The 13375-nt window shown below is 61.6% G+C and carries 9 protein-coding genes and 1 pseudogene; 9 read left to right on the top strand and 1 reads right to left on the bottom strand.

Translation table 11 applies throughout. The features are described 5' to 3' along the window. Positions 1–177 precede the first annotated feature (177 nt). Positions 178–1974 carry a methyl-accepting chemotaxis protein gene (locus LQ215_RS27945; protein ID WP_230153501.1) on the bottom strand — a complete coding sequence of 599 codons (1797 nt, stop codon included), beginning with the start codon at positions 1972–1974 and terminating at the stop codon, positions 178–180. Between the two features lie 291 nt (positions 1975–2265). Here LQ215_RS27945 and LQ215_RS27940 point away from each other — a divergent pair, with 291 nt between their 5' ends. From LQ215_RS27940 to LQ215_RS27900, 9 genes and pseudogenes are all read left to right on the top strand, one after another. Continuing rightward, positions 2266–4377 carry a TonB-dependent siderophore receptor gene (locus LQ215_RS27940; RefSeq protein WP_230153500.1) on the top strand — a complete coding sequence of 704 codons (2112 nt, stop codon included), beginning with the start codon at positions 2266–2268 and terminating at the stop codon, positions 4375–4377. A gap of 638 nt (positions 4378–5015) precedes the next feature. Beyond that, positions 5016–6425, top strand: coding sequence for a circularly permuted type 2 ATP-grasp protein (locus LQ215_RS27935; protein WP_003201697.1), 1410 nt, complete (start codon positions 5016–5018; stop codon positions 6423–6425). A gap of 3 nt (positions 6426–6428) precedes the next feature. After that, complete coding sequence (locus LQ215_RS27930) at positions 6429–7379, top strand: alpha-E domain-containing protein (RefSeq protein WP_003201699.1); 951 nt, start codon at positions 6429–6431, stop codon at positions 7377–7379. Further along, on the top strand, positions 7376–8173 hold the full coding sequence (locus tag LQ215_RS27925; protein ID WP_230153499.1) for a transglutaminase family protein: 798 nt from the start codon (positions 7376–7378) through the stop codon (positions 8171–8173). Before LQ215_RS27930 ends, LQ215_RS27925 begins: the two co-directional genes overlap by 4 nt. A gap of 519 nt (positions 8174–8692) precedes the next feature. Further along, positions 8693–9295 carry a transposase gene (locus LQ215_RS29860; RefSeq protein ID WP_014338096.1) on the top strand — a complete coding sequence of 201 codons (603 nt, stop codon included), beginning with the start codon at positions 8693–8695 and terminating at the stop codon, positions 9293–9295. Positions 9296–9363: 68 nt separating this feature from the next. After that, entirely contained in the window at positions 9364–10926 is a 1563-nt protein-coding gene (locus LQ215_RS27915) for a ShlB/FhaC/HecB family hemolysin secretion/activation protein (RefSeq protein ID WP_436839601.1), read from the top strand. Between the two features lie 17 nt (positions 10927–10943). Beyond that, positions 10944–12743, top strand: coding sequence for a DUF2341 domain-containing protein (locus tag LQ215_RS27910; protein ID WP_230153498.1), 1800 nt, complete (start codon positions 10944–10946; stop codon positions 12741–12743). Between the two features lie 10 nt (positions 12744–12753). After that, complete coding sequence (locus LQ215_RS27905; RefSeq protein WP_003201710.1) at positions 12754–13179, top strand: ExbD/TolR family protein; 426 nt, start codon at positions 12754–12756, stop codon at positions 13177–13179. A gap of 2 nt (positions 13180–13181) precedes the next feature. After that, positions 13182–13375 (top strand): annotated as a pseudogene (locus LQ215_RS27900) (energy transducer TonB); the annotation flags it as partial.

Raw genomic sequence — 13375 nt, 5'->3', positions numbered from 1 at the left:
ACCCACCCCTATCGCGAGCAGGCTCGCTCCCACAGTTGTTTTTGGGGTGGCCACAAGATGTGCATACACCAAAGATCCCCTGTGGGAGCGAGCCTGCTCGCGATGGCGTCGGGTCAGTAGCATTGATGTTGACTGACCCACCGCTATCGCGAGCAGGCTCGCTCCCACAGTAGTTGTTTATTCCGCCAACAACACCGCCGCATCGAAGCCCACCCGCAAGTTGCCCCAATGACGGCCACCGAAGAAGAACGGCACGTCGATCTCGGTCATGATTTCCCCGGTATCGCGCAGGTAGGTCTGCAGCAGGAAACGCTGGACGTTACCCGCCGCACGCAGGCCGATCGGGTCGTTGAAGATGCGCTTGTTGCGGCACACCGGCAAATCCACCGCCCGGTCGCCGGTCGGCTGCTTGGAGACCCAGCTGTTGTTCACCGGGCAATAACCCTTGCTGTCGACAATGAACGAAACCTTGCCACCCGGCGTACTGCGGGTGAGTTTGTCGCATTCTTCCTGGCAGACCTGGGCAAAGCGTTCGGTGTAGCTGGCCATGTACTGCTTGGGGTCGGTGCCGGGAATCAACTGGTAATTCTGATCGAACAGATTCAGGCCTTCGCCTTGCAGCGCCTCCAGGCGAACCTGGAGCGTGTCTCGGCACTCACTGGCGCGGGTGATGGCGGCGTCCAGCTTGCCGTGGCCGAGCACGAAGCGACCCAACAATGCCTGGACTTTTTCGGCCACGCCGGACAGGTCGCGGGTGGCCGTCGCCGAATGCTGCATGCGCTGGTCGATCAACTGGCTGTCGGCGTGGATCTGGGTGACCCGGTCGTTGATCCCCGTGTTGCTGTCGGCGAACTGCTGGATATGGGTCGCGATGTCCGCCAGCTTGCCGTTGGTGGATTCGAAATCGCCAATCATGCTTTCAAAATGACCGGAGGCGCGCTCCACCACTTTCTGGGTTTCCCGGGCGCTGTGGCTGATCTGGGTGGTCTGTTCGTGGGTGGAACTGACTTCATCGAGCATGGCGTCGATGTTGCGCGAGATGTCATCGGTGGCCCGGCTGACGTTTTGTGCCAGGGTCCGCACTTCATCGGCCACCACCGCGAAGCCACGGCCGCTTTCGCCGGCCCGGGCGGCTTCGATGGCGGCGTTGAGGGCCAGCAGGTTGGTCTGGGCAGAGATCTGCTGGATCAACCCGACAATCGACTTGATGCTTGAGGACCGCTGGTTCAAGGCGCTCACCAGCGTGGCAAATTCACCGAGGCTGCTCGAAATTTCGCTGATGTTGCCGGTCACTTCCAGCAGCTCGGCGTAGGAGTCGCGGGCCATGCTCAGGTTCTGCGCGGTGGTGCTGGAGATGCCTTGGGTCTGGCGCGAGACTTCTTCGATGCGGCCCACGGCGGTGTTGCTTTGGTCCATCACTTCCTTGGCGAAGCGGGCCTGGTGCGTGGCGCTGTCGCTGGAGTCGCTGATGTTCTTCAGCGAGCGGGCCGATTCGACGGCTATGTGCACGGTCAGTGCCTGGACGTTGCTGATGATTTCCCGCTGCTTGGCCAGGAAACGGTTGCAAGTGCCGGCCAGCACGCGGATCTCGTCGTGAGTCACCAGCGGCAGGTCCTTGGACAGGTCGCCTTCGCCGTTGGCGATCTCTTCCAGGGCCTTGGTCATGACGGTGACGGGGCGCACGATGAGGTGGCGGAAATACCAGACCATGAAGCTGATCATGCACAGCGTCAGGAACGCGCCGAAGAGCAGGGCATGGGTGAGGCTGTCGAGCCGGCCTTCGATCTGCCCCAGCAAGGCGCCGTCCAACTGCGCGTTGCGCAACTGCAGCAGGATCTCGGCACGGGCGCTGAGGGCTACCCAATACAGCAAGCCACTGACCAGCACCAACAGGAAAAGGCTCGACAGTTTTTTGGTGAGGGTATCGAAAAACTGCATCTCGATAGACTCGTACAAGGCCTTTAACGTCTGCATGCCGCTGCTCCTGGGCAAAAAAAACTCTCAATGGAATACATTCGACCGCGCACGCCAAAGCTTTAGGGGAGGATAGGGCGATTTGATATCACCGTTCGCGAAATCCGTGGAGCGAGCTTGTTCGCGATGGCGTCAGCACATCCAACATCAATGCAACAGACCCACCGCTTTCGCGAGCAAGCCCGCTCCCACAGGGGTTTGCGGCGCTTATCATTTGATACAAAAGATTTACTGGGAATGATTCTCAAAGTATATTCGCTCTCATTAACGTCCCTTCTATGAGTGCGCGTCTTGAAACGTTCCACCCCCCTCGCTAATCGCAACGTCTTTATCAAGTGTGTGTTGCCAACGCTGTCCTGCTGCTTCATTGCCAGCCCATTGTGGGCGCAGGACGCTCTCGAACTGCCGGCCACGGACATCCAGGGCATTCGCGTCTCTCAGGACGAGGGCTATACGACGTCGCAAGCCAGCACGGCGAGCAAGAGCGATGTACCGATCAAGGAAGAAGCGCAATCGATCAACGTGGTGACCCCGCAGACCCTGGAGGACTATCAGGTGCGCTCGCTGAGCGACGCGATGAAGTTCGTCAGCGGTGTCAGCCAGGGCAACACCCTGGGCGGTTCGCGAGACTCGCTGGTCAAGCGCGGGTTTGGTACCAACGACGATGGCTCGATCCTGCGCGATGGCGTGCGCTCGAACCTGGGCCATAACTTCAGCGCCACCACCGACCGCGTCGAAGTGCTCAAGGGCCCAGCCTCGATGCTGTACGGCGCGCTGGAGCCTGGTGGCCTGGTCAACGTCATCAGCAAGAAGCCCGAATACACCCAAAGCACTACGTTGAGCGGCTCGGCCTACAGCGAAGGCGGCGGCACCATGGCCCTGGATACCACCGGGCCGCTGGGCGATACCGGCCTGGCCTATCGCTTGATTGCCGAGCGTGGGCACGAGGACTACTGGCGCAACTATGGGGTCAATGAGAGCACGCTGGTGGCGCCGTCCCTGGCGTGGACGGGGGAGCGGGCTTCGTTGAACCTGAGTTACGAGTACAACGAATACTCCAATCCGTTTGATCGGGGCTCGGTGTTCACCAACGGGCATCCGGCCGATATCGATTATGACAAACGTCTCGATGAGCCTTGGGCCAAGAGCGTGGGGATTCGCGAAACGGCGACGGCGCGGTTTGAGTATGAGCTGAGCGAGGCTTGGAAGACGCGGGTCACCTATGGCTGGAACAATGATCGGTACAGTCTTTCGATTGCGCAGCCAAGCCTGTCGAAAACCGGTGTTTTTCAGCGGGCCGCCAACGGTGCTCATTACGACGATGAAACTCGTTATGCCAGTTGGGATTTCATGGGTAAGCAGCAGCTGTTCGGTCAGCGCCATGATCTGCTGGTTGGTATCGATAATCAGGTGTCAGATCAGTTCCGTGGCAAGACTTATCGTGGGGATGCGCAAGGAGGGTTCGACATCACCGCACCGGTTTATGGCGGCCTGGCTGAACCCAGTAAGCTGAATGCCAAACAAAGCAATTTGAGCAACAAACTGACTTCCAGCTCGGTGTACCTCAAGGACAACTGGCACCTTGATGATCGCTGGATCCTGGTCTTCGGGGGGCGCTACCAGCATTACGATCAATACGCCAACCAAGGCATGATTACGCGCGTCAATGTTCGTGACGACAATGGTGATGCCTTCGTTCCGTTCCTGGGACTGGTCTATAAGGCCACCGAGACCCTGTCGCTGTACGGCAACTATAGCCGGTCGTTCAAGCCTAATGATGTGGTCGACAAGAATAGTCGTACCTTCCAACCAGAGGAGGGTCGCAGTTACGAAATCGGTGCCAAGTACGATCCGCTGCCGGGACTGAACATCAACCTCGCGCTGTTCGACATCGTCAAAAAGAACGTCGTCACCACCGTTGACGAAGTCTCGGAAGCCGCCGGCAAGGTCGGCTCCCAAGGCTTGGAACTCGATATCACCGGCCGCCTGGCCGAGCGTTGGGATCTGATCGGCACATACGCCTACACCCACACGGAAATCCTCGACGATCCGGATGACGAAGGCCATCGCTTGGCCGACGCCCCCAAACACACCGCCAGCCTGTACCTGAGCCACCACCTGAACGTGCCTGCCGAATTCGGTGCCTGGCACGCCGGCGCCGGTGCGCGTTATGTCGGCGAACGCGCCGCCAACAACGCCAACGATTTCTGGCTCAGCAGCTACACCGTCGCCGACGCCTTCCTGCGCTGGGAATCGCCGGTGCTGGGGCACAAGACTTCGCTGCAGTTGAACGTGGACAACCTGTTCGACAAGCAGTACTACCCGTCGTCTACCGGCAGTCAACTGCAAGTCAATGTCGGTGAGCCACGTACCGCTCGCCTGAGTGCCAGCGTCACGTTCTGATCCATCCCAGAAAGCAAAATGCCCGGGCTTTGAAGTCCGGGCATTTTTTTGGGCATCACTTTTACATTCAGACCGCTATCGCGAGCAGGCTCCCTCCCACAATGTCCGATGATGTATACCTAATTTGTTGTCGCATCAGAAGCTCAACTCATCCACCCCGAAGTCCGGCGCGTCAGCTATCGTTGAGCTAAGCCCGGCGTTTGAGCGTTGGGTATAAATTTCCCCTTTTCAGGGCATTCGACGCTGGCTTCCCGCCTGGCTGCACCGATTCGACCCGTTCGTGGCGTCGACGCCGGATATGGCCATAAACGATTCAGCCTCCAAACAGGTTTTCGTCGCAAAATCGAAAAGAAATTTCGCTTTTTTGTCGTTATGCGTCGGTTTTTCCAGCATTGTCTCGATGCATCGCACTTAGGCATAGCCTTTGCTACAACTCCATGACCAAAGAACCAGCGAGGGGTGTTCGATACGTAGATAAACAGGGGGGCGCACGTCATCCGGACGCAAAGGCCTGATCAGAGACCCAATTGCCTAACGAGGTACTCAGAGAACCAGGGCTCATAAAAAAGGCAAGGCCGTACTGAGTGGAATGACGACGTAATAAGAAATGCCGTGTACGACACGGCTGGGAGTTGGCTATGCCCCACGCTTTTTTTAATGAAATGTATGACGCCAAGGGTGACTGCCGCCCGCATTACCAAGCCTTCTCGCGCTGGCTGGCGGACACACCGCTTGAACTGCTTGAGCAACGCCGCCGCGAAGCCGACCTGCTGTTCCATCGCGCCGGTATCACCTTCACCCTCTACGGGGACGAGCAGGGCACCGAACGGTTGATTCCGTTCGACATCATCCCGCGCAGCATCAAGGCCAGTGAATGGCAGATGGTCGAGCGTGGCTGCATCCAGCGGGTCCAGGCCCTGAACATGTTCCTGGCCGACATCTACCATGGGCAGCACATCCTCAAGGAAGGCATCATCCCGCCCGAACAGGTGCTCGCCAACGAGGGTTATCAGATTGCGATGCAGGGCCTGAACCTGCACCGCGGCATTTACGCCCATATCGCCGGTGTCGACCTGGTTCGCGACGGTGACGGCAGCTACTACGTGCTGGAGGACAACCTGCGCACCCCCAGCGGCGTGAGCTACATGCTCGAAGACCGCAAGATGATGATGCGCCTGTTCCCCGAGCTCTTTGCCGCCCAGCGCGTGGCTCCCATCGATCATTACCCGAACCTGCTGCTCGACACCCTCAAGAGCTCAAGCCCCCTCGAGAACCCCACCGCCGTGGTGCTGACTCCGGGGCGCTTCAACAGTGCCTATTTCGAACACGCGTTCCTGGCCCGTGAAATGGGCGTGGAGCTGGTGGAGGGCGCCGATCTGTTCGTGCGTGACGACCACGTCTACATGCGCACCACCGCCGGCCCTCGGCAGGTGGACGTGATTTATCGTCGCCTTGACGATGCCTACCTTGACCCGCTGTCGTTCAATCCCGATTCGATGTTGGGCGTGCCCGGGCTAATCGCCGTGTACCGTGCGGGCAACGTGGTGCTGGCGAATGCGGTCGGCACGGGCGTGGCCGATGACAAGTCGATCTACCCTTATGTCGACGAGATGATCCGCTTCTATCTCACCGAAGAGCCGATCCTGAAGAACGTGCCCACCTGGCAGTGTCGCAAGCCCCAGGACCTGTCCCATGTGCTGGCCAACCTGCCGGACCTGGTGGTCAAGGAAACCCAGGGCTCCGGCGGCTACGGCATGCTGGTCGGGCCGGCCGCCAGCGCGGCGGAGATCGAAGATTTCCGCGCACGCCTCAAGGCCCGTCCCGAAGCCTACATCGCCCAGCCAACCTTGAGCCTGTCGACGTGCCCGACCTTTGTCGAGAGCGGCATCGCGCCGCGCCACATCGACCTGCGCCCGTTCGTGCTGTCGGGCAAGGAAACGCGCCTGGTGCCCGGCGGGCTGACCCGCGTGGCGCTGCGCGAAGGCTCGCTGGTGGTGAACTCGTCCCAGGGCGGCGGCACCAAAGACACTTGGGTAGTGGAGGACTAAGACATGCTTTCAAGAACTGCTTCGGACCTCTATTGGATGTCCCGCTACCTGGAGCGCGCCGAGAACCTGGCGCGCATGCTCGAAGTCAGCTATTCGCTGTCGCTGATGCCCCAGGCCGGGCGCAGCGATGGCCATGCCGAGCTGGCGATGTCGCTGCTGGCGGCCGGTACGCTGGACGACTACAACGCCCGTTACGACGCGCTCAACACCGAGCGCATGCTGCATTTCTTCGCGCTGGATGAAACCAACCCCGGCAGTATATACAGCTGCCTGCGGGCCGCGCGGACCAATGCCCATGCCGTGCGCGGGCGCATCACCGCCGACATGTGGGAGAACATCAACGCCACCTGGCTGGAAATGCGCAACATCGCCAGCAACGGCCTGGGGCGCTACGGCATCAGCCATTTCTGCGAGTGGGTCAAGGAGCGCTCGCACCTGTTCCGTGGCGCGACGTCGGGCACCATCATGCGCAACGATGCCTACTGCTTCATTCGCCTGGGCACTTTTATCGAGCGCGCCGACAACACCCTGCGGCTGCTGGACGCCCGCTATGAAATGTTCGGCGAGGAGTCGGAGGAGGTCAGCGACAACTCGGCCCGTGGTTATTACCAGTGGAGTGCCTTGTTGCGCGCGTTGTCTTCGTTCGAGGCATTCAACGAGATCTACCGCAACGCGCCCAATGCCGAGCAGGTGTCCGAGATGTTGCTGCTGCGCGCTGACGTCCCGCGCTCGCTGCATGCCTGCATCGAGGAGCTGGACCACATCCTCGCCAGCTTGCCCGGCAACAACGGCCGGCCGGCGCAACGCCTGGCCGCCGAGCTGAATGCACGCCTGCGTTATTCGGGGATCGACGAGATCCTGGCGTCGGGCCTGCATCAATGGCTGACCGACTTGATTGGGCAGATCCGCCACTTGGGCCAGACCGTCCATGAGTCTTACCTGGAGGTCGTATGAAACTGTCCATACGCCACGACACGACCTACAGCTATGCCGATGAAGTCTGCACCAGCATCCAGTTCCTGCGCCTGACGCCCCGGGACACTCAGCGCCAACGCATCCTGGAATGGCACCTGGAGCTGCCGCGACTGGTACGCAGCCAGATTGATCCCTATGGCAACATCTTGCATGTGATGACCATGGACGAGCCCCACGGCGCCTTGGTGCTGACGGCTTATGGCGAGGTGGAAATCCATCAGTCCATCGTGATGGAGCCGGACGTCCAGTCGCCGCTGCCTTTTTTGCGCACCAGCCGCCTGACCCAGGCGGATGAGGCCCTCAGCGCCTTCGCCGTCGAGCAATGCGCGGGCCGGCGCGATCGTTCGGCCTTGACCGATTTGATGAACGGTTTGGCGGCGCGAATGCCCTACAGCCCCGGCACGACGGCGGTCAACAGCACCGCCGCCGAGGCGTTTGCCGGCGGAACGGGGGTTTGCCAGGACCATACTCACGCGTTCCTGGCTTGCGCGCGCAGCCTGGGCATTCCCGCGCGCTATGTTTCCGGCTATTTGTGCACCGAAGATGAAAGCCACCTGGCAAGCCACGCCTGGGCGGAAGCCTGGCTGGATGATGGCTGGTACAGCTTCGACGTGACCAACCGCCTGACCCTTCCAGACCGTCACCTGAAACTGGCGGTCGGCCTGGACTACCTCGACGCCTGCCCTGTACGCGGCATGCGCCGCGGTGGCGGAGCGGAGCAGATGCAGGCAAGGGTGCAGGTGAGCTCGATGGTGCAGGTGCAGCACCAATAAAGGGACAAGGCCCCATCGCGAGCGGGATATGTGTGGCGAACATGGAGTTGGTGAACACCGGAGAACTCTGTGGGAGCAAGGCTTGCTCGCGATGACGGTTGCCCAGCCGACATCGTTGCAAACCGACCCACCGCTTTCGCGAGCAAGCTCGCTCCCACATGGAGGTGGTGGTGGACACAAACCTTTTACCCACCCGAGCCCCCTGTGGGAGCAAGGCTTGCCCGCGATGGCGGCAGCCCCTCCGACATCAATGCAAACTGACCCACCGCTTTCGCGAGCAAGCCCGCTCCCACAGGGTATTTGTGGCGAACATCGAGTCGATGAACACCCGAGAACCCCTGTGGGAGCCGAGCTTGCTCGCCCCCACAAAACCTCCCTCCATATCCTAAAAATGAAGCTTTCATGACAAAAGTTCGGTAGCACATCGCCATTCCCGTCATGCCTGTGTGACGTGTTCGAGGGGGCCTTTCAGGTCGTTTGGAGCCGGGGCGCGAAGCCGGGAGTGAGGCAATGGGGACTATGGAACGTTATTCGAAAGTGGGCATGCAGGAGCTTGACCAGCGGCTGTCGAAGATCGTCGAGGCGGCGCGCAAGCAGCCGGTCTCGGTGTATCGCTACGGCGCGCCGTGGGTCTGGATCGTTTCCCAGGATGACTGGCAGGGCGCCCTCAAGGAAGTGTCCAGCTACATTCCGCAAGGCCATTCACTGGTCTTGCTGCGTCCGCAGATCGACGACCTGCTGGATGACCATCGCGATGTGCTGCAAGGCCTCAACGCCGGCGCCCAGATGCTGATCGCACCGCAAACCGCCATGCATATCCTCCTGCTGCAACTGCTCTATTCAGTGCCCAGCGAGCAGCAACTCTATGAACAACTCAATTACAACCTGCTGTTCCGCTGGTTCGTCGGCCTGGACCTGAATCAGAAAGTCTGGAGCTTCAACGTCCTGAGCAAAGACCTCGCCACACTGCTGGGCGACGCGCGGGCCGTGCGTCTCATCCAGAAAATCATCGGTGAAGTGTTCTGTGGCGCCTTGCTGCAAATGCCGGAGTTCTCCTTGAACTTCGCGCTGCTGCACACCTGGCTGGCCCGGCACGCCACGACATCGACCGCAAGCAATTGAGCCGTACTTTGAATTCAGGGGGTGGTGTGGAGCATTTCTTCAAATCGCGGCCGGCGCTGTGGGGCTGGTTGCTGCTGGCGGTCGGGGGGCCGTCGGCATTCGCCGCCGAAGGAGGGCAGGAGGCCGAAGCGGCGCCGGCTCGCCTGGTGGACGTGAACGAGTATTTCGTGCGCGGCAACACCGTGCTCGATGCCCGGGCCATCGAGGAAGCGGTGTACCCGTTCCTCGGCCCGCAAAAAGCCTTGAGCGACATCGAAGGCGCCCGGGAGGCCCTGCAAAAGGTCTATCAGGCCCGGGGTTATCAATCGGTGTTCGTCGAGTTGCCGGAGCAGAAAGTCGAAGACGGCATCGTCTACCTGCAAGTCAGCGAGACCAAGATTGGCCGGGTGCGGGTGGTAGGGGCCAAGCATTATTCCCCCGTCGAAATCCGTGATGACGTGCCAGCGCTGAAGGAAGGCGAGGTACCCGATTTCGCCCAGGTCCAGGCAGAGCTGGCGCGGCTGAACAAAACCCCGGGGCGCCAAGTCATGCCGCTGGTGCGCGAAGGCCAGCGCCCAGGGACGATGGACGTGGATTTGCAGGTCGAAGACCAGGACCCCTGGCAAGCCAGCCTGGGGTTGAACAACGACTACAGCGCCGACACCGAAAAGCTGCGCACGGTCGCCAGCCTGGGCTACAACAACCTCTGGCAACTGGGCCACAGCGTGTCGCTGACCTTCTTCACCGCGCCCCAGGACACCGAAAACGCCAAGGTCTGGTCGGGCTCCTATACCGCGCCGCTGAACGAACGCTGGAGTGTGCAGTTCTCGGGTTACCAATCCGACAGCAACGTCGCGACCGTCGGCGGCAGCAACGTGTTGGGCAAAGGTCATTCCTATGGGGTGTCGGCGATCTACAGCTTGCCGTCCAGCGGGGCGTGGGCCAACAGCTTCTCGGTCGGGGTGGATTTCAAGGATTTCGAAGAAGAGCTGAACCTCGGTGGTGCCAGCGACAAGGCACCGCTCAAGTACGCGCCGTTCACCTTCGCCTACAACGGCTTTCGCTACACCGAAACCAGCCAGTTGGGCCTCGGCCTGAGCCTGGTGGCGGGTACTCGTAGCCTGCTGGGTTACGGCAGTTCCGACGAAGAGTTCGACTACAAGCGCTACCGCGCCAGCCCCAGCTTCGCCGTGCTCAAGGGCGACGGCAATTACACCTTCACCTTCGCCAATGATTGGCAGACCGCCTCCAAGGCCGCCTTCCAACTCGCCTCCGGGCCGCTGGTTTCCAACGAGCAATTCTCTGCCGGTGGCGCCACTTCGGTGCGTGGCTACCTGGCCGCCGAGCGTACCGGTGACGACGGCTACCTGCTGTCCCAGGAGCTGCGCACCCCGTCCCTGGCCAAGTTTCTCGGCAGCTACGTCCAGGAGTGGCGCTTTTATGCCTTCGCCGAAGGCGCGCAGTTGTACCTGCGCGACGAACTGCCCGACCAGGAGGCCGACTACAGCCTCGCCAGCGTCGGCCTCGGCACCCGCGCCAGCCTGAGCAAATGGTTATCCGGCAGCCTCGACTGGGGCTATCCGCTGCTCGAAGGGCCGAACACCTCGAAACAGGAATCGCGCCTGCACTTCAACCTGCAAGCGACGTTTTGAACCCAGGAGTCATGTCCATGCAACGCTTATTGTTATCCCTGTTTATCTGCCTGGGGCTGGTGCTTCCGGCGACCGCCAACGCCTGGTGGCAGGACGATTGGCACTACCGCAAACAGATCTCGGTGGACACCACGCCCCAGGGCGCCGCCATCGCCCAGGCCTTGGGCCGCACCGCGCTGCTGGTGCGCCTGCACACCGGCAATTTCACCTTCGACGGCGTCAAGGACGACGGCTCGGACCTGCGCTTCGTCAGTGCCGACGACAAGACCGTGCTCAATCACCAGATCGAAAGCTTCGACCCGCTGATGGGCATGGCGCTGATCTGGGTCGATGTGCCGAGCGTGGAGGGCGGCCAGCGTCAGGACGTGTGGATGTATTACGGCAACCAGAAGGCACCGGCCACGGGCAGCGGTCAGTTGACCTTCGACCCGGACTACACCGCGCTGTACCACTTTGACGGCGCCACCGGCGTACCACCCAAGGACACCACGGCCTACGGCAACAATGCCCAGGGCGCGGCCGGCGTGAGCATCGATGGCGTGATCGGGCGGGCCGTGCAGTTCAACGGCCAGCCGCTGTTGTTGCCCGCCAGCCCGTCGTTGCAACACAGTGCCGGCGCGGCGTTCACCTTCAGCACCTGGCTGCGTCAGGACCAGGCCAGTGGCGAACAAATCATTCTGGCCCGTCGTGAAGCCGACACCAGCCTGTTGGTTGGTGTTAACCAGGGTGTGCCGTTCGTAGCGATCAACGACCAGCGCGCGGTCTCGACCCAACCGCTGAACCCCGGCCAGTGGCAACACCTGGCGTTGACCGCCTCGGGCGACCGGGTCGTGCTGTACGTCAATGGGCGTGAAACCGCGAGCCTGGCGGTGGCCATGCCTGCATTCAATTCGCCGATAGCCCTGGGGGCTGATGTTGCTGCCGGTGCCTTCGCACCTTTCAGCGGTGCCCTGGACGAAGCGCGTCTGTCCAAGGTTGCCCGTCCGGCGCCACTGTTGTTGGCCGACGCCAATGCCCAGGGCGCCGAGTCGAAACTGGTGGCCTACGGGGTCGATGAAGAGCAGTCCGGCTTCGGTTTCGGCAGCCTGGGCTTCCTGCTCAAGGCCGTGCCGCTCGATGCCTGGGTGATCATCGCGGTGCTGGTGCTGATGATGTTCCAGTCGTGGGTCATCATGATCCGCAAGAACCGCATGGTCAGCCGTCTCAGCGCGGCCAACGAAGCCTTCCGCGAACAGTTCGCCCAGATCGGCACACGCCTGGAGATGTTCGCCGACGACCAGGACCTCGCCCAGCGCCTGCAACATTCGTCGCTGTGGCGTTTGTACCTGGTGGCCGTCAAGGAAATCCGCACCCGCCGCGAGCAGGGCGCCGACACTTCGTCGGTGTCGGCGGCCACCATCGAAGCGATCCGCTGTTCCATGGACGGCGTGCGCACCCGCGAGAACCAGGCGCTGAGTTCGAAGCTCTCGACCCTGTCCAACGCCATCGCCGGCGGCCCGTACATCGGCCTGCTCGGCACCGTGCTGGGGATCATGGTGGTGTTCCTCGGCACGGCCATGGCCGGTGACGTGAACATCAACGCCATTGCCCCGGGCATGGCTGCGGCATTGCTCGCCACCGCCATGGGCCTGTTCGTCGCGATCCCTGCGTTGTTTGGCTACAACCGCCTGATCACCCGCAACAAGGAAGTCAGCGCCGACATGCGGGTCTTCGTCGATGAGTTCATCACCCGCCTGGCGGAGATGCACGGTGAAGGCCAGTCCGGTGAAGCGACGCATCGCCGCAGTCATCACGCCCAATCGTCCGTACCGGCCTGAGGAAATCGCCATGGCTAGCGTAAACGCTTCACACGATGACGACGATGACGCGGCGGTCGACAGCATCAACATCACGCCGCTGGTGGACGTGCTCATGGTGGTGCTGGTGATGTTCATCCTCACGGCCACGGCCCAGGTGTCGGGTATCCAGATCAACCTGCCCAAGGCCAGCGCCTCGGTGTCGTTGTCCGAAGCCAAGACCAAGGCGATTTCGGTGAACGACGGCGGGCAGGTGTTCCTCGACGCCTACCCGGTGACCCTCGCCGAGCTGGAAGAGCGCCTGCGCATCGAAAAGGCCCAGAGCCCGGACTTCCCGGTGATCGTGCGCGGCGACGCGACGGTGCAGTACCAGAAAGTCATTGAAGTGCTGGACCTGTTGCGGCGTCTGGAACTGTCCCAAGTCGGTCTGGTGACCGGCAAACCGAGCCAGGGCTGACCATGACCGCCAGACTTCCCATCTATCCGCCCCCGGTGAAAACGTCGCCGTTGCGCCTGCTCAAGTGGGTCGCCGGCCTGGCGCTGGGTGCCGTGGCGGCCTGGCTGCTGTGGCAGTGGGCCAACGACATGAGCGGCGTGCGCCGCGAAGCACCGAAGGTGCCGACCATTATCCCGCTGCCGCCTCCGCCCCCACC

Source organism: Pseudomonas brassicacearum, assembly GCF_918698105.1.
GTDB classification, from domain to species: Bacteria; Pseudomonadota; Gammaproteobacteria; order Pseudomonadales; family Pseudomonadaceae; genus Aquipseudomonas; species Aquipseudomonas brassicacearum_F.
This window is presented reverse-complemented; position numbering and strand designations above follow the sequence as displayed.

Coding starts and splice junctions, on each gene's coding strand:
- LQ215_RS27935 (WP_003201697.1), top strand. CDS start 5,016: ATGCCCCACGCTTTTTTTAATGAAATGTATGACGCCAAGGGTGACTGC.
- LQ215_RS27945 (WP_230153501.1), bottom strand. CDS start 1,974: ATGCAGACGTTAAAGGCCTTGTACGAGTCTATCGAGATGCAGTTTTTC.
- LQ215_RS27930 (WP_003201699.1), top strand. CDS start 6,429: ATGCTTTCAAGAACTGCTTCGGACCTCTATTGGATGTCCCGCTACCTG.
- LQ215_RS27925 (WP_230153499.1), top strand. CDS start 7,376: ATGAAACTGTCCATACGCCACGACACGACCTACAGCTATGCCGATGAA.
- LQ215_RS27905 (WP_003201710.1), top strand. CDS start 12,754: ATGGCTAGCGTAAACGCTTCACACGATGACGACGATGACGCGGCGGTC.
- LQ215_RS27910 (WP_230153498.1), top strand. CDS start 10,944: ATGCAACGCTTATTGTTATCCCTGTTTATCTGCCTGGGGCTGGTGCTT.
- LQ215_RS29860 (WP_014338096.1), top strand. CDS start 8,693: ATGGAACGTTATTCGAAAGTGGGCATGCAGGAGCTTGACCAGCGGCTG.